The sequence below is a fragment of the Alteromonas sp. H02 genome (assembly GCF_059682525.1).
Genome location: NZ_CM185021.1, coordinates 4,994,855 through 5,014,937, shown reverse-complemented (window position 1 = coordinate 5,014,937; position 20,083 = coordinate 4,994,855). Strand labels below are relative to the sequence as shown.

Sequence of the window (20,083 nt, the reverse complement as noted above, 5' to 3'; positions counted from 1 at the left end):
ACAATTAACTATGAAAAGTAACACGTATTTTATTGGTGTTGATGGTGGAGGGAGCCGTTGCCGGGTTCGCCTTGAGGACCAGCACGGCGAGTTGCTGGCGACTGCCAGTAGCGGCCCGGCTAACATCATGCGCAATGCCAATGTAGCCGAGGCGTCAATTCGCCAGGCCTGTGCCCAGGCTATCGAGCAGTGCGGGCTGGATATTACCTTCGAGCAGGTAGTGTTGTGTGCGGGCCTTGCCGGCGCCAATATTGCCGGGGCCAGCCAGGCCTTTCTGCAACGGCAGTTGCCCTTTGCGCGGGTGCACCTGGTGAGCGACCTGCACGCCGCCTGCGCCGGTGCACACCGGGGAGAGTCTGGTGCGGTGATTGTTTGTGGTACCGGCTCGTCGGCTACCCGTTACGCCAACCGCACTTTTACCGATTTTGGTGGCCACGGTTTTCCTATTGGTGATAAAGCCAGCGGTGCCTGGCTGGGATTACAGGCCATTCAGTATACCTTGCTTGGCTACGACTATCTGGCGCCTCGCGATGCGGTATTTGACACCGTTTCAGCGCACTTCAACAGTGAACAGGCCGAAGACATTGTGCAGCAATGCAGTGGGTTTAATTCTAACGATTATGCGGCCGTTGTGACCGCGCTGGTGCCCTTGTACCAAAGCGGTAACAGTGTAGTTGCTGGTTTTATTGATGAGGGCCGTCACTATTTGCAGCGCCTTGCTGAACAAGCTATTGGCAATAGCGAGCTCGAACTATGTTTGATTGGCGGGCTGACCGCCGTTTACCAGCCATTGTTAAGTGAAGCGATACAGCAGCGGCTCCAACCCTGCGCATACAGCCCGGAGCAGGGCGCAATCTTATTGGCAAAACAAGCAGTAACAGCCGGAGAGGGACAATGACACACAGTATTATGGCACAGGAGGCCCGTCAGGCCGCCACAGTAATTGCCGATCAGCTTAAACACAACAAGCCGGTATGCGACAAGCTTGCCGAAACCTTACGTACGTTGCAGCCGAGCATGATCATGATGATAGCCCGTGGCTCTTCTGATCATGCCGGGGTCTTCGCCAAATATCTCTATGAAGTGGAGCTGGGTATCCCGGTGTGCGCTGCCGCACCTTCGGTATCGGGGATTTTCAATAAGCAACTGAACCTGAAAAATGCGCTTGTGATTGTGATTTCACAGTCAGGACGTAGCCCGGATATTCTGCATCAGGCCAAATTTGCCCGCCAGGGCGGTGCTTATTCGGTGGCATTGGTAAATGATGAGACTTCACCGCTGGCATCCATTTGTCATGCCGTTTTACCTATACGCGCGGGCAAAGAGCAGGCGGTGGCAGCAACCAAGAGTTATCTGGCCAGTTTATCGGCGTTGCTGCAGTTATGTGCGGTGTGGTCCGAGAACAAAGCGCTGGAAGCATCGCTTGTTGATTTGCCTGTGGCTATGCAAGCCGTGTGTGAGCAGCCTCCACAACTTAAAACCGAACATTTGCAGGGCGTTCAAAACTGCATAGTGTTAGGGCGCGCCTTTGGCTATGCGATCTCCAGGGAAGTGGCGCTTAAACTAAAAGAAGTGCTGAGCATCCATGCCGAATCATTCAGCAGTGCAGAGTTTATTCACGGGCCGGTAACCCTGGCTGAAAAGCCGTTGCTGATTATCGATCTGGACATTCCCGATGAGTCGCAGGCTTTCCATCATAAGATGTCAGACAATGTACGCCAGCGCGGGGCTAACATGGTGAAAATGGACTGTGCCAACACGACCTTGCACAAAAGAGTGGTACCCTTACTGTTAATGCAGCGTTTTTACCTGGATATTGAACAGGTGGCGATGGAAATGGGCCTCGATCCTGATACGCCGCCGGGGCTCAACAAAGTAACGGAAACCGTATAAATGAAGATGTGTGTACAACGGGTGATTACCCCAGAAGGTGTGCTGGATAACACCAGTATCACTGTTGAAGATGGGATTATCGTGGCCATTGAGCCGGCGGGCGATAAGCCAGTGCAGTCAGGCACGCTAATGCCGGGGTACTTTGATACCCAGGTGAATGGCGGCGGAGGCGTACTGTTTAATCAACACCCTGATGCTGAGAGTCTGAATAAGCTGGCCAGTGCGCATTTACGTTTTGGTACTACGTCAATGTTACCCACCCTGATAACCGATGGGGAGGCGGCTATGGCCAGAGCGGCGGATGCCATTGCCGAGGTCATCGCCAGCGACCATCCCACTATCGTTGGGGTGCACTTTGAAGGGCCATTTCTTAACGTAGCCAAAAAAGGCGTGCATGAAGCAGGCTTTATTCGTCACCCCAAAGACAGCGAGCTGGCTATCTTAACTCGTCCGGATTTAGGAAAGGTACTGGTGACTGTAGCGCCGGATACTGTGGACGTTGGATTTATTCGCGAGTTGGTGGCTGCTGGTGTGGTAGTGGCGTTAGGGCACAGCAATGCCACCTATGAGCAGGCGGTAGCGGCATTGGCTGCAGGCGCAACCGGTTTTACACACCTCTACAATGCCATGTCAGCGTTGCAATCCCGTGCGCCAGGAATGGTTGGCGCGGCGTTAAATCAAAGTAATGCCTACTGTGGCCTGATAGTGGATCATCACCATGTGCATTCCCAAAGCGCTGCGCTGGCGATAAAAACTAAAACCGCACAACGAATTATGCTGGTTACCGATGCCATGGCCCACGTAGGCACCGACATCACTGAACTGGCCTTTTTTAGTACCGTTATCGAGCGGCACGGCGATAAGCTGGTTACACCGGAAGGAACATTGGCTGGTTCTTGTCTTGATATGCATACCGCGGTGTTGAACAGCCATCGTGACCTGGGCTTTTCATTAGCCGAAGTCAGTACCATGGCCAGTCTGACCCCGGCCCGTTTTATTGGCAGAGAGCAACAACTTGGCAGTATTGCTGTCGGGCAGACGGCCAATTTATTATTGCTCGACGAAGCGCTGAACATTGAGACCATTTGGCTGCGCGGCAAGGCCGTTGCAAACGGAGAGATAACCCTATGAATACGCAATCTGTTGCCCGGCAGGGTAGTCGCAGTTTAATGCCGATACTCACCATTGGTTTACTGTTTTTTATCTTTGGTTTTGTCACCTGGCTCAATGGCGCACTGATCCCTTTTTTGCAAATGGTATGTGAACTCAGTGAAATGGAAGCACTGTTTATTGCCTTTTGTTTTTATGTTGCCTACGTGGTGATGGCCCTGCCGATGGCTAAAATCCTCGAGCGTACCGGCTATAAAAAGGGCATGTCGCTGGGGCTGGCAATGATTGCCGGTGGCTGCTTGTTGTTTGTGCCGGCAGCGTTGAGTAAAACCTTTATTATCTTTTTGCTGGCCCAGTTTGTAGTGGGCTCCGGGCTGACCATTCTGCAAACCGCCTCGAATCCTTTTATTGTGCATCTGGGCTCGCCAGAAAGTGCCGCGGCGCGCATTGCGTTTATGGGATTACTGAATAAATTTGCCGGCGTATTAGCCCCTTTAATTTTTACCGCGTTAGTTTTGGGTGATTTTGGCCATGTCAATCAGGTATCACTGGCGCAAATGAGCGAGACCGAACGGAATATCCAGCTCAACGAGATGTCTTTTAAGCTGATTCAGCCGTATATCGGTATGGCCGTTGCGCTGGGAGTGTTAGCGCTGGGGTTAATGAAAGTGAATCTGCCGGACATTCGTTTTGACGATGAAACCACGGCTAGCGAGGTGTCCGGCTCAGTGATGCAGTTTCCCCACCTGGTGCTTGGCGCTGTCGCGCTGTTTTGCTATGTGGGTGTCGAGGTTATAGCCGGCGACACTATTGGTTTGTATGGCTCATCGTTGGGGGTTGCTAATGCGACCTCACTCACCTCTTTTACCATGACTGCCATGGTAGTGGGTTATGCGCTCGGTCTGGTCTGTATCCCACGGATTATATCTCAGGCTGCGGCACTGCGTGCTTCTGCTGGTTTAGGGCTGGTACTGACGGTGGCAATTTTGCTGGGCTCGGACGATTCGACATTGCTATCTTCCTTGCTGTGGGGCTGGATGGGACTGCCCCTATTACCGGATACCATCGCCATGATTGCGCTGCTTGGTTTGGCGAATGCCATGGTATGGCCAACTATCTGGCCACTGGCTCTGGCCGGGCTGGGTAAGTTTACCCCACAAGGCTCTGCCATTCTGATCATGGGGATTGCCGGTGGTGCAATTTTACCACTGGCCTATGGTGGCCTTGCCGATATGCTGTCGTCGCAAATGGCCTATGTGATTATGATCCCGTGTTATTTGTTTATTGGCTACTACGCCATCTTTGGCCATAAAAAAGCAAGCTGGTAATTGCAGCCTTTAACTGCGTTAATGCAGTGGAATCAGTGTGTGACCTCTTGCCCCGTTTGCGGGGCTTTTTTGCCAGGGCTAGGCTTCGTTTGCTATTTTTTTGGTATAGGAAACTACCTGATTTCGGCCAGCGTTTTTGGCTTTGTAAAGCGCTTTATCGGCTTGACTGATCAGGCCATCATCGGAAATACCCCGGGAAATCGTAGCAACACCTATACTGCAGGTAATAATAATGTCATTTGTGAGAGTCATTGCTTCTACTGCAATGCGGATCCTGTCAGCCAGCTCACAGGCCTGCTCGGCAGCGGTTTCGGGCAAAATGACTAAAAACTCTTCGCCACCGTAACGGCCCACAGAATCTGTTTTTCTGATGTTATCTTCGATGCATAGCGCCAGGTCATGTAATACTTTATCGCCGGTTTGGTGACCGTGGTTATCATTGATGTCTTTAAAATGATCCACATCGATCATCAGTATTGAAAACGGATGATGATAGCGCTGATATGCCATATAGCAGCGACTGAGCCGGTCCATAATGGCAAAGCGACTGGCAATACCGGTTACAGTATCGGTATTGGCCTGACGTTCAAGTTCAAGGGTACGCTGCTTTACTTTTTCTTCCAGTGATTTGTTGGATTCTTCGAGCTCAGCTCTGAGGTTTTCCAGCTCGGTGTTGCGCTGCTTTAGCATATCAATACTGGGAATATTGATCAGTGTTGGCATTAGTCGCCATAAGCAAACCGCCGTAACGATCGAGATTACGCCCGTAGCAAACTTAATGACACCCTCAATAAAGTAGTAGCCGTGCCAGACATTAATCAGGCCGGCCAGGTGTGAAGCACCACAAAAAGCAATGAAGGCAGCAAATAACAGGGCTATACCGTTAAAATTAAGATCTTTACGTTTATGTATAAAATAAAAAATGCCAAATGGGATGAGCGAGTAGGCCATCACCGTTAACAGGTCGCCGCCAAGGTGTAAAAATAACAGATCCCAGCGCCACAACAGGCAATGCCCGTGTGGCATCAGGCTGCCATCAAATATTCGATCCAGCATACCGCCTCCGCTTTATCAGCATCAATGCCGTTGGTTGTTAAACCCTAAGGCGCGCTTAATTTCTTTTGTCGTTCCATTGAGCTTAATGCTAAATCGCCATATCAGCCAAAATATGTGGCAATTTTTTCTGCGCTCAGGAGAATAACGCGGCGACTTCCTGCCAACGAGCTTCGCTCTCGGCGACCAGTAATTTACCTGTGATCTGGGGGGAATACTGAGTGCCATCAAGCATGCGAGCCACCGCTCCGGCCTCCTGACTGATCAACAATCCGGCTCCGTGGTCCCACAGGTTGAGCGTACCCTGAAAGATAACAAAGGCGGTGGCGCCGGTGTTAAGCAATCGGTATTCGGCCGCAGCACAGCGGTAGTCCATAACTCTGCCCATCTGCATAACAGCCTGTACCGCTTTTTCTCTGTCTGCGCCTTTAGAGACGCCAAATGAAAAGCAGCCCATGGTTTCACAGAGTGGCAGGGAAGCCTGCTGGCCTGCCTGCAGAGGGCGGTCCTCACCTTGTACCCGGTCACATGCACCCTGACCTTTTATTGCCCACAGGTAATCGCCGCTGATGGGCTCCAGGATGAGTCCGGCGACGATTTCTCCATAACTGGCGACACTCAGCATCACGCCAAAATTTACCGAGCCATTGGCGTAGTGCCAGGTGCCATCGATAGGATCTAACACAAAACTCAGCGCCGCAGAATGAAACTTTGCGAGGGCTACCGGGTTGTGGTAGACACTTTCTTCTCCAATAAGCAGTGCATCGGGGTACAGGTTGCTTAGCTTGTTAAAAATAAATGCTTCGGCCGCCTGGTCGGCTATGGTAACCAAATCATGATGATTGCGCTTTTCTGCTATCTGGCCGCTGGCCAGGTTTCTGAAACGGGGCATAATTTCTGAGTCTGATGCTTCCTGGCATATTTTAGCAAGTTGGTGTAGTTCGCTGGCTGTGATCATCATTATCCTGTTGCATTGGGAGGCTGGTTATATACTGCCAGGATAAATCCTGTTCGACAGTAGTTATCATGGAGAGTTTTTAAATCCCACGGATACTAGGCTACAATGCCAGACCGATTTTTCACTAGAATTACAATGTTTAATAAATTGCTGTTATTGCCCGTTAAGGGATTGGTTACTATTCTGCCGTTTGCCATCACAATCTATTTTCTGGTGTGGCTGGTCAGTTCTACCGAAGCTTTGTTATCACCGCTTATTCCTGCCCGGTATTATTTTCCAGGACTTGGCGTGGTGACGGTTATTCTGGCACTAACGGCGATTGGCATTCTGATTAATGCGTATTTGTTTAACTGGATCATTCTGCTCGGCGAGCGCGTTTTTGCCCGCGTACCAGTGGTTAAAACCCTGTTCGGCGCAGTGCAGGATGCCGTTGAACTGTTTGAGGTAAAAAAGGAAAAAGAAGCCAAGAAGGCGGTTGCGGTTGAACTGGACAATGGCATTAAGCTGGTGGGTTTTATGACCAGTGAAAAAGTTGCCAATAAGCTCTTTCCCGGTGAGGAAAAAGTGGCCGTATATTTGCCCTTAAGCTATCAGATTGGTGGCTACACGATTTACCTTGAGCGCAGCAGGATCACTGAGCTGGATATCGACGTTGAAACGGCGATGCGAATAGCGGTGACCGGCGGTAACTCGATTGAGAAAGACGCTAAATAGACTTTAGCTAAGTGTCTTCTCAGGCTCGACATCGGAGTGACCAAATATGAAGAAAACTATCAAAAAGCTCGATAACAACGTGGTTAAAGCGCTTACCCTGGCCTGTGAAACCGCCAAGGACTGGGAAATCGGTTTCCAGTGGCTCACTCATACTGCCCGTTACGAGCAGTTTCCGGGAAGTCTGATGGTCACCTGTGTATTTGAACACGACGAAGACGTACGGCAGCTAGCTATTGACGAAAACGATAAAAAGCTTCGTCAGTTGATTCAGCAGCATTTGTTGAAAGTAGGGATAAAGGTAAAGGATATCCGCCGTCATGTGTGCTTCGATAGTGAAGAGAGCTGTGAGCGTGAACACAACGGCGAGTGGCAGAAAAGGTTAGTTCACTGCTAATTAAAGAGCACTTTGAAGTGCTGTTTCGCCACATAGAGCTGAGCGGGGTCCAGGGGGGCCTCACTGCCACCCCTGGGCGCTATCGGCACCCCAACAAAAAACGGATACTTCAACCACTATTAAATATCGCCACTACTGTCACACCTTATCAGGTTGCCGTTTCTAATTAGTAATTCATGTTTGGTATTAAATAAGGAAATCACTATGAATCATGCAATCCACAATAAACCTACTTTTTCGAAAAATATGCACCGGCTTTTATTGCCGGGAGTTGTGCGTTTGTTGCGGTTATGGCCGCCAATGCGGCTTTTGCGCAAAGCATTAAGCTGATGATCTTTGGCTGTTGGGCAAAGGCGAAGCACCCGTCTTATTCAGGGCGGGGGCTTGCTGTTATCTTGCGGTCACCATTACCCGTCTGGTTTTAAAGGGGTAGAGTAATCAACACATTCCTGGCTAAATAGCGTAACCTATAGGCCCTCTTATTTTGTTTAGAAATTAGCTTGTGACCTGGATCTTTTTCACCCTGATGGCGGTGTTTTTTCAAACGTTTCGCAATGCCATCCAAAGTAAACTCAGCAGCTCAGTGCCCACTGCCGGTGTCACCCTGTCGCGATTTCTTTTCGCGCCCCCCATTGTGGCGGTTTATGTGATCCTGGTGTCTGTTGAAGAGGGCATTGGCGTGCCACAATTTACGCCTCGCTTTTGGCTGTTTATTGTTTTAGGCGCCCTGCTGCAGATTGCTGCGACCTCACTGATGGTGGTGTTATTTAAACAGAAGAACTTTGCCGTGGGCGCCGGGCTGGCAAAAAGTGAAGCGCTGGTGGCCGGCGTAGTGGGCATGTTGTTTTTCGGTAGCGACCTTAGCCTGCTGGGTTGGCTGGGTATTCTGATTGGGGCGGTGGCCGTATTTGTGCTGAGTGGCTGGCGTCGGGGGGGCGACTTATCGGCTAAAACCGTGGCTATAGGGTTGGCTTGTGGAAGCTGTTTCGCGCTGACATCCCTGTATGCGCGCGAAGCGAGTCATGCGTTAGGATTGCCCTATGTACAGGCTGCAGGCTGGGTGTTGTTCTGGGTACTATCACTGCAAACGGTTTTATTGTGTACATTTATCACCGCCAGACAACCCGATACGTTTAAAAAGCTCGCTGCCCGCCCGGGGCTGGTAATTGCGGCAAGTGTCACCAGCTGCATTGGCTCGATTGGTTGGTTTACCGCAATGGCCATGCAGCATGTTGCTTACGTAAAAACCCTGGGTCAGCTGGAAGTGCTTACTACCATGCTCATTACGATTGTATGGTTTAAGCAACCTGTAAGGCGTCATGAGTTTGTGGGGTTGGTACTTATTGGTTTGGCGGCCATACTGGTTATGTGGACCTGATCTCGCATTCCTGCCCGGACCACGCTAGGCTAAGAGTACTGTGAGTGATAAAGGAAAGACATTGCCCGACTATACCGACCCGGTGCTGCTCGAAGCGTTGACTGAATTAAAAGCGGTGTTTGACGAAGGTATTTCTGAATACGAGTTAATTAAACAACTGCAACAGCCGCCCTGGCTGCTGTTTGATGGCGTAGCGCTTAGCGAGCCACTGGCAATGTTTCGCTGCCATTTTGTGCTGTTTAATGCCCTGTACTCGTTAAGTGAGGCGTGGCGCCAGCAAGGGCTGGGCGAGCTGGATATCCACACTCTTCGTATCAGACTGAAACCCGCTACTGAATTTGAGGCAGGGATAACCGGCCACGACGGACTTAAGGCTTACTATCTGAACTGGGATAACTTTACCGACACCAATGGTGCCGATGTGGAGGCTTTGCTGGATGATTTCTGGCAGCGTATGGCCGGCCGTGAAGCGTCAGCCAGCGATGTGGCAAGAGCCAGGCTCACGCTTGATCTGGATACAGAAGAAACGCTTACGACCGCGCAGTTAAAGAAGCAGTATCGTAAATTGCTTCAGCAGCATCATCCCGATAAAGGAGGGTGTACGGCCAAAGCCCAGGAAATCAGCCAGGCTTATCGTATTTTATGCGGTCAGCGTAATTAGCCGACCCGCTGCGTGTATTGCTGGGCGTCTTCCCGCTTATCAATTTTATGCTGATCTTCTGAGCGGCCCTCGCGCCAGTAGCTCGTTACGTACACCTGCGAGCGCGGTACGTTGAATTCTACGTCCAGCGTGCTGCGGATCGCGCGCATCGAGGAAAACTCGCAAGCTGCCCAGACGGCCGGCTCACCCTGTAGCCATTCGATATCCAGCAGGCTTTTGGCCAGACCGGCACTGCCAGCCTGCACTAACCAGATAATTTCGAGACCTTCAGGCTTTTGCAACGGCTGTTTGTCTGCCTCATTCACAATGCTGATAATGGCATAGCCACGGGTTTGCTCAGGCAGCGCTTCTAACTGTGCACTGATAGCTGGCAGCGCCGTCATGTCACCCAGCAGAATCACCCAGTCGTACTCGGGCGCCAGGCCTTTGGAAGTGCCGGGGCCTGCTACAATGATTGTGTCACCAGGCTGTGCCGATTGTGCCCAATGAGAAGCAGGCCCGGCCTCAACACCCTCGCCGTGGAGCATAAAGTCAACGGTCAGAGTCTTAGCAGCTTTATTCAGTGCGCGCACGGTGTAAGTACGCATGAGTATTTTCTGACCTTCTTCTGGGGCGGTAGGTTGCGGCTCACCAAACTGGTTAAATAACAATTTGATGTAGCTGCCAGCCGGTGCATGCGGAAACGCGGCTAAATCGTCACCGGTGAGCACCAGTCGTTGTAAATTAGGGGTCAGGCGTTCTGTGCTTAGCACCTGTAATTGGTAGTATTGCCGTTTTTTCATAGACACTCCTTATAATGGGTCGAAAACCTTTCCTAATCGTCCGTGTAAAAAGGAGAGGAGTTGGCACGCGCAAACCGAAAGGCCGGCTTGCTCAGTTTTAATCATACCTGATTGATACGCCGCCCGACGTGCATCAGCCGCAGCGGTCAGGTTATCTGTCGATAATTGTAAATGAGAATTATTTGTAATTACAGTTAACTTGTCGAACGGGTTAATTCGTAAAATAGAATGGCAGCTATTTACAGGTGACGATAGCGGGCGAGGAGTTGTTCCAGTGCTTCCCGGCGCTGCTGGGGTTCATCGTCCATCACGCCATAAATTCGCAGCCCATTATCAACTCGCTGAACGCCCATCGCATAACAGTGGCCGCCGGTGCGTGGCAGCCATAAACGCTCGTCGCACATAACGTCTTTAATAAAGGTATTTTGTTGGGCTGCCGACATACCGGTCATCGAATACTGCAGGATCCAATCCTGTAAGTCGCAGGCAAAATGCACATTATCGTCCAGCTTTGAGGCTAGCGGGGTAAGACGGTTAGGCAGTTCTGCCGGCACCTGGGGTGCGTGATTTTCCAGCGTATCCGTTACCAGCGGGCAGGATACTTCGGCATCAGCCTTGCGCTCCATTATACGGATCACAGGCTTTTTGAGCGGACGGGCCCCCGTTATTACCGGGGTTAAGGTGAGTGCCTGAGAGAGGGCTACTACCTTGCGGTTAAGCGGCAGCTGCCCGTGATACCATGCCAGCAGGGCGTTGATGGTTTCAGGGTATTTTGACTCAAAAAAGATATGCTGCTTGGGCACAATATGCAGATGACGGACTTCGTCTACCAGGGCCTGTTGCGCCGCAATAAGCTGGCCGGGGCGGCCAATCAGTCGCAAAGCAAACTTTTTAACGTGGTTGGCTGAGTCTTCCACGAACACCCGCATGTTATAGGGTTTCATCGCCTCGTTTAAGCGGGCCTGGGCCGAGAGCAGGCCGTCGATATAGCACTCAGGCAACCACCAACTGAAAATATAATCATCCTGCAGCGTATCGCTGAAAAAGCGGTGCTCCTTAGGAACATAAGTATTACCGGTAGGTTTACTTTTCGCCGTACACAGCAAAGGGAGCTCGTCGGCTTCAACGCCTGCCAGTAGCAGCGTGATGTGTTCTGGCTGATAGTACTGCGACTTGTATGCTGCCACGTCTTCAACGCAAATCCCGGCCAGGGTATCGCAATAACCGCCCCAGTGATGATAGCAATCCGGCGAGCGGTCGCCGCGCCAGATACTCATTTGTGCCTGATAATCGGGAGTGGCCTCGTACATAGCCAGCTCACGGGCAATGACACCATCTCGTTCGCGTTTAATGTCGTCGGCGGGGTACTCAAGTTGCTGTATGCCCGCGTAAAGGTAGCCCACAATCTTCAGCAACACCGATTTGCTTGGCGAAACCGCATAAAAATAACTAAAGCCGTTGTGACTGGAAGCATTTATTTTTACCGGCAACACGCTATTAGCGGCAAACAGGGTGTGGCGCTGTTGGTAACGGTCGGAGTAACGGAACACCAAATGTTCAACCAGATGAGCGATGCCTGAACTGTCTACCGCCGGGGTAGGCACTACAAAGGCAGCACCGTACTCCTGCGCAGGTTGCTTGAAGCTGACAACGTTGAGGCCGTTACTCAGGCGTGTCTGGTTACCCATGGTTGATTCAGATTTCCGTAATTGGGATCTTTACTTTGGGGTTACGATACACTAATTCGCGCTCAGGCGTTTGAGATTTTGCTACGGCTTCGGCCATTAAATGGTGATCCGGTGATTTTGAACAGACCGGGTCGGTTTTGTACATATCGCCGGTTAGCATGTAGGCCTGGCAACGGCAGCCACCAAAGTCGAGGTCTTTTTCGTCACAGGTTTTACAGGGGCCCTGCATCCAGTCTGAGCCTCTGAAATGATTAAACGCAAAATCGTCAAACCAGATATCCCGCACCGATTTTTCCTTCACGTTAGGGAACGTCAGCGGCAGGATTTTAGCGCTGTGGCAAGGTAATGCGCTGCCATCCGGCGCTACCGTGAGGAAAGTAGTACCCCAGCCATTCATACAGGCCTTGGGACGTTCCTCGTAGTAGTCCGGCGTAACAAAAATAAAGTGTGGCCCTTTACCCTCCTGCTTATCGCGAAAGGCATTCACTTTGGCCTCGGCTTCAACAAGCTGGGCCTGACTGGGTAACAGGTGATCGCGGTTAAGGTAGGCCCAGCCGTAGTATTGTACGGTGGCCAGTTCTACGTAATCGCCTTCCAGTTCGCAACACAAGGCCATAACTTCTTCAATCTGATGGATATTCTGCGCAGTCAGGCAGAAGTTAAGCACCATGGGGTATTCGTATTGCTTAACCAGTTTTGCCACTTTGAGTTTCTGCTCAAAGGAGTGGCGCTTGTTACCAATTAAATCATTGGCGTCGGCATTAGCAGCCTGAAAACTCAACTGAATATGGTCGAGCCCTGCCTCACGGAGCGCTGCTATGCGTTTTTCGGTTAAGCCGATACCAGAAGTAATCAGGTTGGTGTAATAGCCCAGACCGCTGGCGTGGGTCACCAGTTGTTCCAAATCCTTGCGTAGCAGCGGCTCACCGCCGGAAAAACCTAACTGCACCGCACCCATTTCACGGGCATCGCTGAGCACTTTTAACCAGGTATCGGTATCACACTCCTGCTCCCTTGAACCCAGATTGACCGGGTTAGAGCAATAGGGGCAATGCAGTGGACACTCATAAGTCAGCTCCGCGAGTAACCATAACGGTGGGCCGGGTTGTTGCGGATCACCAGAGCCATTATCAGACATAGTTTATCCAACGCTTTTGTTCGGCATGTTCAAAAAAAGCCAGTACATCTTCTTCGATACCCTCTGCATCAGGATATTCTGCCTGCAGTGCGGCAACAATATCGCCAACGGATTTTGTACCATCTACCTGTAACAGGATAGCAGAGGCGCTACCATTGAGTTTTATCATGCCTTCCGGAAACAGCAGTACATAGCAGTCCTGGGCTTTTTCAAACTGAAATTTGAACAGGCGGTTTAGCTTGGGCACCTTGCTGGCTAATTCACTCACTTACATCAACCCCTTATGGCAAATACTCTGGTCGGCCACACCGTGGAACGGGCGCCGATCAAATTCATAGGCCAGACTAATGGCATCGGCCAGTGACCACAACACATCCAGCTTAAATTGCAGAATATTGAGCGCTTTTTCCTGTAGCTTACGGGTAGTAAAGTGATCCAGGGTTATTTGTAAGCCGTGCTCAACGTCCCGGCGAGCCTGGCTCAGACGCATCTGAAAATACTTAAAGCCTTCGGCATCGATCCATGGATAGTGCTCCGGCCAAGTATCCAGCCGGCTCTGGTGAATTTCCGGGGCAAACATTTCGGTTAGCGAAGAGCAGGCTGCTTCTTCCCAGGTAGCACGGCGGGCAAAATTCACATAAGCCCCTACGGCAAACTTTACCCCCGGTAAAAGCAGCTTTTCATCCAGAATGTCCTGGCGGTCAAGGCCCACAGCTTCACCTAAGCGTAACCAGGCTTCGATGCCACCTAAGCGGGGATCGCCTTCTTCACCATCGTGATCAAGTATGCGTTGGATCCATTTACGGCGCGTTTGCATGTCCGGACAATTAGCCAGGATAGCGGCGTCTTTAACCGGAATACATTGCTGATAAAAGAAACGGTTGGCTACCCAGCCCTGAATTTGCTCCTTGCTACAATTACCCTGATTCATGGCCTGATGGAAAGGGTGATGAATATGGTAATACTGGCCTTTGTCACGCAGCTTTTGTTCGAATTCTTCTCTGCTCCAGGGGCGTTGTTCGCTCATGGGATACCTCTTTTATAGGGTGATTTGCATACCGTCGTATGCCAGTTCTATATCGTTATCAGTTAAATACTGATGCGCCTGGGAATCTTCGTTCAGAACCGGATTGGTATTATTGATATGAATCAGAATCTTGCGATCGATGTTAAAGCGATTCAGCAGGCTTACCGTACCGTCTGGACCATTTACCGGCATGTGGCCCATCTGGCTGCCCAAACGATTGCTAAAGCCTTTCTGGATCATTTCGTCATCGAGCCATAGGGTGCCGTCAAACAACACGCAGGATGCCTGATCAAGCATAGACTCCACGAGCGGACTGGCTTGCACACAACCTGGCGCATAAAACAGGCTCTTGCCGCTGACGGTATCGGTGATTTGTAAACCAATATTATTACCCGGCACCACTTTATCCCGGTAGCTGGAATAGGGCGGCGCGTTGGACTCCAGTACCACCGGATTAAACACCAGACCCTCGGCCCCCTGTGGGGTGAAAGACGCTGCATAATCGGTATCAATACTGTGCCGCTGTAAACCGCCATGCCAGTGTTTGAGCATGGTGAACAGCGGGAAGGCTGTGGTTAAATCTTCGTGCACAACATCGGTACAGTAAACCGGTAGCGGCAAGCCTTCGCGCAGTGTTAGCAGGCCAGTGGTGTGGTCTATCTGACTGTCGGTTAAGATAATAGACCGAATGCTGGTACCGCGTTGCTGCTGTTTATCAGCCGGCCAGAGTTCTGGCGTATGATTAATTTGTTGGCGTAAATCCGGAGAGGCGTTGATTAACACCCAGTCAGTGCCGTTGGCGCTGACAGCGATACTTGATTGCGTGCGGGGAGAGGCTTTAATGGAGCCATCGCGAACGCCACGGCAGTTATCACAGTGGCAATTCCACTGCGGAAAACCACCACCGGCTCCCGCACCCAGGATCAGAATCTTCATGTAATGAGCCCTGATTGGTTACCTAACCGCTACACGGTTGCGGTAAATTTAATTAAAAGCGTTACCAATAAAAAAGGCTGCACCACTATTAAGCGTAAATGCAACCTTTTATAGGTCTTGTCGAGATGACGTTTCCGGAAAAAACATTCCGGGCAAGAAGTTCTTATCTGTTGCTGATGTACAGAGTAACTTCAAAGCCTAAACGCATTTCAGTGTATTGAGGTTTAGTCCACATAACGGGCTCCTTATTAACTTCGTTTTAACACTTTAATGATTGTAGGACTCGCCTCATGAAAAAAAAATCCTACTTTGGAACTACTTTTTATTATCCCTTTAGGGTAAAAATCCACAAGCGTCCGTATCTATAGACCATTGCGGCGCAGTTAAGTTGCTATAATTTCGTAAAAATTGTAACAACAGCGGCAGAGGCCTGCCGGTAGCACTATTGCCTGTTCCATACTGAAAGCTGGTACCGGCTATGTCAAGGTGGGCCCAGGGTGTATTTCCGGCAAACCGGGCTAAATAGCAGCCGGCGGTGATCATGCCAGGCGATTGACTGCCTGCATTACGCATATCTGCAAAAGGGGAGTCCAGCGCATCCTGGTAATCCGGCCATACCGGCATGGTCCAGGCGCGGTCGCCACTTTCATCACCGGCCTGCTGCAGTGCCCGGTTGAGTTGCGGTGAGTTGCCCATTAAGCCACTGGCATGACTACCAAGGCTGACAATCTGTGCGCCGGTCAGGGTGGCCACGTCAATAATCAGCGCTGGCTGGTGTTGTTTGGCGTAAGTAATGGCATCGCAAAGTACCAGTCTGCCTTCGGCATCGGTACTGATAATTTCCACCGTTTGCCCTGACGTGGTGGTGAGAATGTCCCCTGGCCTGAAAGCATCGCCATCGGGCATGTTCTCGGCGGTCGCAATAACCCCGGTTACATTTACTGGTAATTTAAGCTCTGCCACGGCGGCCATCAGGCCAATGACAGACGCGCCACCACACATATCGTAAATCATGTTTTGCATGCCCGGCGGCTTTTTAAGGGTGATCCCACCACTGTCAAAAGTAATGCCTTTGCCGATCACCCAGATTGCCGGCTCCTCAGGCTCTGCGCCTACATAGCGAATTACCGGCATACAACCTGGATGCACCGAGCCTCTGCCAACGGCCAGATAGGCGCCCATTCCCAGTTCAGTGAGTTGTGCTTCGTCGAGGATATCGGTTGATATAGTGGCAAACTGGTCGTCAAGGGCCTGGGCGCATTCAGCAAAATAGCCGGGGGTACACAGGTTGCCCGGCATGTTGGCCAGATCGCGGGTCCGGCTCATGCCGTTATGTAAAGCCCGGGCATAATCCAATGACTCATCTAAGCTGTCGTCGCTGACCAGCAACGCTACGCTAATTTCTTCACGCCGGGATGTTTTGGTTTTGTAATCGTTAAACTTATAGGAGGCATAAAAAAGGGCCTGGATGAGAAGTTCGCCACCCTTTAACGAGGGTGGCATAACAATGTCGGCTTTGGCCTGGTTTAGTTGTTCTAGTACGTCGGTAACCACATTACTGATACGCTTGGCATCAGCCCTGTTAATATCAAGGTTAGTGTTGACTAACAAAATGCGTGAAGCTTTAAATTCTGGTGGATTTATGCACAGTAAGTATTTACTTTCTGAATGCCAGTCACCCATTTTTTTATAATGTTTTATGAGGGTTTCGAGGCTGGCTGGATAGGCCTGGGACGGAAAGCCGGTTTGTCCGGCTGGCACCAGAATGACCAGCAATTCTGCACTGTGATCATCAACGGCTGCCATATTCAGATGTTGCGTTTGCATTATCACAGCAACGACTCCTGTGCTATCTGTACGCGGGTAAGTGTGCCATCAGTGTAACGGCTAAGTGCTGCTTTCGCTAACCGGATGTAACGGCGTGGGTCTGCTTTTCACTCTTCTTCTGATTGTAGCGATAAGCAAACAGGCGCTGATAAGGCCGATGCCAAACCAGCCTGTAAGGGAGAGCTTTTCACCTACTATTGTGACTGCCAGCAAGGCTGCTACAACTGGTTCCAGCAGTGTGATAGTGGTGGCCAGACTTGCGCGCACAACCGTCAGGCCTCTGCCGAATAACAGATAGGCTAAAAACATAGGAACCACGGCCAAATATAACCCCACCGAAAAATTATTTACTGACGCGAGTAACGGTGCGCCGGTGACGAACAATACGGGCATTAACAGCATGGCACCCACGCCAAACATGCTGCCCATAGCGGCCCGGGATGCAATGCCGCGGTCGATCAGGCGACGAGCTATCCAGGAATACATAGCATAAGTAAAAGCGGCAACTAAACCAAGCAGGATCCCGACGCTGTTATGCCAGCTGGTGGCAGTGTTTTCAAATGAGCTGGCGGGTTTTGCTGTCGCCAGAAACACCACTCCGGTTATCCCGAAGGCAATACTGATGAGCCATCTGCGATTTAGCGATTGTTTATCGAAAGTCCACTCAATCAGCGCAGCGGCAATGGGCGCCAGGCCAATGGAGATTACGTTACCAACGGCGACGCCTGAGAGTTTCATGGAGCTGTAAAAAGCCAGGGGGTAAATGGCGACATTCACCGCGGCTGCCAATACCAGCAGACGGTTGTTAAAAAGTGCGGTTTTATGCCGGGCTATGGGCCTTGCAGCAACCAACGCCAGTAACAGACCGCCAACCCCCATTGTGACTGAAGCTATACCTAATGGGCTGACCTGTGGCGCGAAAGTAGCCGCAGTGCCGGTGGTTCCCCACAGTACGGCGGCAATCACCACGGCAATAATGCCAACCAAATAACCTGGCTGTGAACTCATAGGGCGCGCTCTATCAATTTGTCTGCCATGGTTCTGGCGCGAGAGATGGCTTGTACGTCACGTGAAAGCCCGGCAAGCGAAATTGAGCCCTCGAGTAAAAAACAGATATGTTCGGCGAGTGCAGCAGCGGTATTACCGCTTTCTTCGGTCAGGGGTAATTCACTGAGCTGGTTTATAACGATTTCCCGGACTTCCTGCTTATGCCGGTTGACCGCTTCTCGTTCAGCACTATCTGCCGGCATTTCTGCCGCGGCGTTTAGTAAGCCACACCCGCGAAAGCCATTCTGATAGTCGAACTCGGCGTGATCCTGATAGGCATCGAAAACTGCGAGAACCCGTTCCCAGCCATTTGACAGGTTGTCTGATCGCCTTGCAAACAGGTCGAGCCATTCCTGATGGCGGGCATCGATGTAAGCGGCAATCAGTTGAGATTTGGATTTAAAATTATTATACAGCGACATCTTGGCAACGCCGGCCCGGGTGATCACCGCATCTACACCGGTGGCAGTGATGCCATGGTCGTAAAACAATTCTCCTGCTGCTTTAAGTAATTTATCCCGCGCACTAACACGGCTCATAATCGTCCCCGCAATTAACTATACAGACTAGTCTATATAGTTAATTTTAAGGATACAAGTAAGACCACCGATAAAAATCTAAAATGTTTTTACAGAGCTTGTCTTAATTGCACTTTAGACTAATCATTCTATCTGACTTTAGAGCCATGGAAATGTCGGGAAAAATAGCTAAAAGTAGCAAAGGGAATGCTGTTCAGACACGGTCATAACTACTGAGGTCATGATTATTCTGAAGACGTAGGTTGGGGCGTCGGCCGGGCGCGCAAATGGGTTATGGCGATTACAGTAACTAGTGCCAGCAGCACTGAAGCGGCAATAAAAGGCATTCTATGCCCGATGCCATACAAGGTTGCGGCAATAGGCGGGCCGATAATGTAACCCATGGCTGGCGAGGCGGTGATAAACCCGGTTACCGTGGCCTGATTTTCCGGTTTGCAGCTGGAACTGGCCAGTGCCGCAATGGCCGGGTAACTAATTCCTAACCCACTGCCTAAAAACAGCATGGCCACATATAAGTGTGGGGTTTGCTGATGCAGGTAGATAATCAGATAGCCAATGGATAGCAATGGAAAAGCGATTTTAACCAGGTTGCCAGGGTGCATGCTGGTACGTTGAACCAGCGTGATTTGAACGGTTAACGCACAAATGGCACTTAACATCATCGCCAGTCCTACCGCCTGGGCGGCTTCGGTAGTGGTAAGTTTGTGATGATCAATCAGGAAAAACGCCAGGGATTGCTGCATCATCGCAATAGCCAGAAACACACTGGCGTTCATGCCGATTAGCAGCGGTACATAGGGCTGTATACTTCGAGAGCCAGGCTGTACTGCTTTGCTGGTTGTAACACTGGCAGGTTGACCATGTTCCGGTGGCAAAAAACGCCAGACCAGCACAACCGCTATGAGGGTCATCAGGGTAATCCCATAAAGTGGTGCCAACAGATGAAAACTAACCATCAGTCCTGCGAACGTTGGTCCGAGTATTTGCCCGAGACTGTGCGCAGAGGACACTTTACTGATTGCTTTAACCCTTTCTTTTTCACTGCTGATCGCGATGGCCATTCCCACCACCGATGGCGGAGTAGCCGACATGATGGTGGCCTGGGCTGTGCGGGAAAACAGTAGGGCGATAAATAAGGCCGAGCCAACTAGCCATTCCTGAAAACCGGTTAGCCATACCGAGGCAAATATCAATGTACCTATGGTGTAGCCAGTCAGTCCGGTGATGAGGAGACGCCGGTATCCACGACGCTTACCAATTCGTGACCAGAATGCATTACCCACTGCGTACATCATGGCCGAGCTGGACATCAGAAACGCTACGTTAAATTCGCTAAGCCCGACCTCGCGGCCCAGCGGCGGCAATGTTGTCATCACCACAGACTGACCCATGGCGGTGGCAAGCAACGAAAAGAACAGTAAGCGAAAGGTCATGTCAGGAAGGGGACACCGAAAATAAATGAATGAATTGCCAGTCTAACACGAACAGATGCTTTGCCACCGATATCAGGTTGTTAGATGTATTTATTTGTCAATTTAGCTGCCGCGCAGCAGCACTTCATGAATAAAAAGACTTGTTATATTAGATTTGGCGCATATATTGCTGCTACA

At 50.8% G+C, this 20,083-nt stretch carries 21 protein-coding genes; 8 read left to right on the top strand and 13 right to left on the bottom strand.

The genetic code is table 11. From position 1 onward, the window contains the following. The first annotated feature begins 10 nt into the window (after positions 1 to 10). The 4 genes from AC566Q_RS23210 to AC566Q_RS23195 are packed head-to-tail and all read left to right on the top strand — an operon-like array spanning position 11 to position 4,331. The gene (locus tag AC566Q_RS23210) at positions 11 to 898 is read left to right on the top strand and encodes a glucosamine kinase nucleotide-binding domain-containing protein (RefSeq protein ID WP_499611696.1); all 888 of its coding nucleotides are present in this window, start codon (positions 11 to 13) and stop codon (positions 896 to 898) included. Beyond that, a complete protein-coding gene (nagB-II, locus tag AC566Q_RS23205) occupies positions 895 to 1,893 on the top strand; it encodes a glucosamine-6-phosphate deaminase NagB-II (protein WP_499611694.1) in 999 nt (332 codons plus the stop codon). The genes AC566Q_RS23210 and nagB-II overlap by 4 nt, the downstream gene beginning before the upstream one ends. Beyond that, positions 1,894 to 3,024 carry an N-acetylglucosamine-6-phosphate deacetylase gene (gene nagA, locus AC566Q_RS23200; protein ID WP_499611691.1) on the top strand — a complete coding sequence of 377 codons (1,131 nt, stop codon included), beginning with the start codon at positions 1,894 to 1,896 and terminating at the stop codon, positions 3,022 to 3,024. It begins immediately after the preceding gene. Beyond that, entirely contained in the window at positions 3,021 to 4,331 is a 1,311-nt protein-coding gene (locus AC566Q_RS23195) for a sugar MFS transporter (RefSeq protein ID WP_499611688.1), read from the top strand. Before nagA ends, AC566Q_RS23195 begins: the two co-directional genes overlap by 4 nt. Before the next feature lie 78 nt (positions 4,332 to 4,409). Here AC566Q_RS23195 and AC566Q_RS23190 read toward each other — a convergent pair whose 3' ends face one another. Together AC566Q_RS23190 and AC566Q_RS23185 are read right to left on the bottom strand one after the other, a co-directional pair. Beyond that, positions 4,410 to 5,387: a GGDEF domain-containing protein gene (locus AC566Q_RS23190; protein WP_499611686.1), complete on the bottom strand. Its 978-nt coding sequence runs from the start codon at positions 5,385 to 5,387 to the stop codon at positions 4,410 to 4,412. Between the two features lie 133 nt (positions 5,388 to 5,520). Then, on the bottom strand, positions 5,521 to 6,345 hold the full coding sequence (locus AC566Q_RS23185) for an inositol monophosphatase family protein (protein ID WP_499611683.1): 825 nt from the start codon (positions 6,343 to 6,345) through the stop codon (positions 5,521 to 5,523). 132 nt (positions 6,346 to 6,477) lie between these two features. Between AC566Q_RS23185 and AC566Q_RS23180 the strand changes: the two genes are divergently transcribed. From AC566Q_RS23180 to AC566Q_RS23165, 4 genes are all read left to right on the top strand, one after another. Next, positions 6,478 to 7,056, top strand: a complete 579-nt coding sequence (locus tag AC566Q_RS23180) for a DUF502 domain-containing protein (protein ID WP_499611680.1) — start codon at positions 6,478 to 6,480, stop codon at positions 7,054 to 7,056. A 46-nt stretch (positions 7,057 to 7,102) separates the two neighbouring features. After that, the gene (locus tag AC566Q_RS23175) at positions 7,103 to 7,450 is read left to right on the top strand and encodes a Fis family transcriptional regulator (RefSeq protein WP_499611677.1); all 348 of its coding nucleotides are present in this window, start codon (positions 7,103 to 7,105) and stop codon (positions 7,448 to 7,450) included. Positions 7,451 to 7,952: 502 nt separating this feature from the next. Continuing rightward, entirely contained in the window at positions 7,953 to 8,828 is an 876-nt protein-coding gene (locus tag AC566Q_RS23170) for an EamA family transporter (RefSeq protein ID WP_499611675.1), read from the top strand. A 40-nt stretch (positions 8,829 to 8,868) separates the two neighbouring features. Next, positions 8,869 to 9,489 (top strand): DNA-J related domain-containing protein, encoded by a 621-nt coding sequence (locus tag AC566Q_RS23165; RefSeq protein WP_499611673.1) that lies wholly within the window; start codon positions 8,869 to 8,871, stop codon positions 9,487 to 9,489. Here the strand turns inward: AC566Q_RS23165 and AC566Q_RS23160 are convergent. The 11 genes from AC566Q_RS23160 to AC566Q_RS23110 form a co-directional block, all read right to left on the bottom strand. Further along, complete coding sequence (locus tag AC566Q_RS23160; protein WP_499611666.1) at positions 9,486 to 10,271, bottom strand: siderophore-interacting protein; 786 nt, start codon at positions 10,269 to 10,271, stop codon at positions 9,486 to 9,488. The genes AC566Q_RS23165 and AC566Q_RS23160 overlap by 4 nt on opposite strands. A gap of 239 nt (positions 10,272 to 10,510) precedes the next feature. Next, entirely contained in the window at positions 10,511 to 11,959 is a 1,449-nt protein-coding gene (locus AC566Q_RS23155; RefSeq protein ID WP_499611661.1) for an insulinase family protein, read from the bottom strand. A gap of 7 nt (positions 11,960 to 11,966) precedes the next feature. Next, positions 11,967 to 13,097, bottom strand: a complete 1,131-nt coding sequence (gene pqqE / locus AC566Q_RS23150) for a pyrroloquinoline quinone biosynthesis protein PqqE (protein WP_499611657.1) — start codon at positions 13,095 to 13,097, stop codon at positions 11,967 to 11,969. Then, positions 13,090 to 13,365 (bottom strand): pyrroloquinoline quinone biosynthesis peptide chaperone PqqD, encoded by a 276-nt coding sequence (gene pqqD / locus AC566Q_RS23145; RefSeq protein WP_123324615.1) that lies wholly within the window; start codon positions 13,363 to 13,365, stop codon positions 13,090 to 13,092. The genes pqqE and pqqD overlap by 8 nt, the downstream gene beginning before the upstream one ends. Then, positions 13,366 to 14,124, bottom strand: a complete 759-nt coding sequence (pqqC, locus tag AC566Q_RS23140) for a pyrroloquinoline-quinone synthase PqqC (RefSeq protein ID WP_499611646.1) — start codon at positions 14,122 to 14,124, stop codon at positions 13,366 to 13,368. It abuts the gene before it with no gap. Between the two features lie 12 nt (positions 14,125 to 14,136). Continuing rightward, positions 14,137 to 15,060, bottom strand: a complete 924-nt coding sequence (gene pqqB, locus AC566Q_RS23135; RefSeq protein ID WP_499611644.1) for a pyrroloquinoline quinone biosynthesis protein PqqB — start codon at positions 15,058 to 15,060, stop codon at positions 14,137 to 14,139. 163 nt (positions 15,061 to 15,223) lie between these two features. Beyond that, positions 15,224 to 15,295 carry a pyrroloquinoline quinone precursor peptide PqqA gene (gene pqqA, locus AC566Q_RS23130; RefSeq protein WP_073324441.1) on the bottom strand — a complete coding sequence of 24 codons (72 nt, stop codon included), beginning with the start codon at positions 15,293 to 15,295 and terminating at the stop codon, positions 15,224 to 15,226. A 98-nt stretch (positions 15,296 to 15,393) separates the two neighbouring features. Beyond that, the gene (locus AC566Q_RS23125) at positions 15,394 to 16,887 is read right to left on the bottom strand and encodes a leucyl aminopeptidase (RefSeq protein WP_499611642.1); all 1,494 of its coding nucleotides are present in this window, start codon (positions 16,885 to 16,887) and stop codon (positions 15,394 to 15,396) included. 60 nt (positions 16,888 to 16,947) lie between these two features. Further along, positions 16,948 to 17,895, bottom strand: a complete 948-nt coding sequence (locus tag AC566Q_RS23120; RefSeq protein WP_499611640.1) for a DMT family transporter — start codon at positions 17,893 to 17,895, stop codon at positions 16,948 to 16,950. After that, a complete protein-coding gene (locus AC566Q_RS23115) occupies positions 17,892 to 18,473 on the bottom strand; it encodes a TetR/AcrR family transcriptional regulator (protein ID WP_499611638.1) in 582 nt (193 codons plus the stop codon). The genes AC566Q_RS23120 and AC566Q_RS23115 overlap by 4 nt, the downstream gene beginning before the upstream one ends. 224 nt (positions 18,474 to 18,697) lie before the next feature. After that, on the bottom strand, positions 18,698 to 19,906 hold the full coding sequence (locus AC566Q_RS23110; RefSeq protein ID WP_499611634.1) for an MFS transporter: 1,209 nt from the start codon (positions 19,904 to 19,906) through the stop codon (positions 18,698 to 18,700). Positions 19,907 to 20,083: the final 177 nt, after the last annotated feature.

What these genes read in the sequence shown, in the direction of transcription:
- pqqB (WP_499611644.1), bottom strand. Translation starts at nt 15,060, where the DNA reads ATGAAGATTCTGATCCTGGGTGCGGGAGCCGGTGGTGGTTTTCCGCAG.
- nagA (WP_499611691.1), top strand. Translation starts at nt 1,894, where the DNA reads ATGAAGATGTGTGTACAACGGGTGATTACCCCAGAAGGTGTGCTGGAT.
- pqqE (WP_499611657.1), bottom strand. Translation starts at nt 13,097, where the DNA reads ATGTCTGATAATGGCTCTGGTGATCCGCAACAACCCGGCCCACCGTTA.
- AC566Q_RS23195 (WP_499611688.1), top strand. Translation starts at nt 3,021, where the DNA reads ATGAATACGCAATCTGTTGCCCGGCAGGGTAGTCGCAGTTTAATGCCG.
- AC566Q_RS23210 (WP_499611696.1), top strand. Translation starts at nt 11, where the DNA reads ATGAAAAGTAACACGTATTTTATTGGTGTTGATGGTGGAGGGAGCCGT.
- AC566Q_RS23125 (WP_499611642.1), bottom strand. Translation starts at nt 16,887, where the DNA reads ATGCAAACGCAACATCTGAATATGGCAGCCGTTGATGATCACAGTGCA.
- AC566Q_RS23160 (WP_499611666.1), bottom strand. Translation starts at nt 10,271, where the DNA reads ATGAAAAAACGGCAATACTACCAATTACAGGTGCTAAGCACAGAACGC.
- AC566Q_RS23180 (WP_499611680.1), top strand. Translation starts at nt 6,478, where the DNA reads ATGTTTAATAAATTGCTGTTATTGCCCGTTAAGGGATTGGTTACTATT.
- AC566Q_RS23120 (WP_499611640.1), bottom strand. Translation starts at nt 17,895, where the DNA reads ATGAGTTCACAGCCAGGTTATTTGGTTGGCATTATTGCCGTGGTGATT.
- pqqC (WP_499611646.1), bottom strand. Translation starts at nt 14,124, where the DNA reads ATGAGCGAACAACGCCCCTGGAGCAGAGAAGAATTCGAACAAAAGCTG.
- AC566Q_RS23185 (WP_499611683.1), bottom strand. Translation starts at nt 6,345, where the DNA reads ATGATGATCACAGCCAGCGAACTACACCAACTTGCTAAAATATGCCAG.
- AC566Q_RS23110 (WP_499611634.1), bottom strand. Translation starts at nt 19,906, where the DNA reads ATGACCTTTCGCTTACTGTTCTTTTCGTTGCTTGCCACCGCCATGGGT.
- nagB-II (WP_499611694.1), top strand. Translation starts at nt 895, where the DNA reads ATGACACACAGTATTATGGCACAGGAGGCCCGTCAGGCCGCCACAGTA.
- AC566Q_RS23155 (WP_499611661.1), bottom strand. Translation starts at nt 11,959, where the DNA reads ATGGGTAACCAGACACGCCTGAGTAACGGCCTCAACGTTGTCAGCTTC.
- AC566Q_RS23115 (WP_499611638.1), bottom strand. Translation starts at nt 18,473, where the DNA reads ATGAGCCGTGTTAGTGCGCGGGATAAATTACTTAAAGCAGCAGGAGAA.
- AC566Q_RS23190 (WP_499611686.1), bottom strand. Translation starts at nt 5,387, where the DNA reads ATGCTGGATCGAATATTTGATGGCAGCCTGATGCCACACGGGCATTGC.
- AC566Q_RS23175 (WP_499611677.1), top strand. Translation starts at nt 7,103, where the DNA reads ATGAAGAAAACTATCAAAAAGCTCGATAACAACGTGGTTAAAGCGCTT.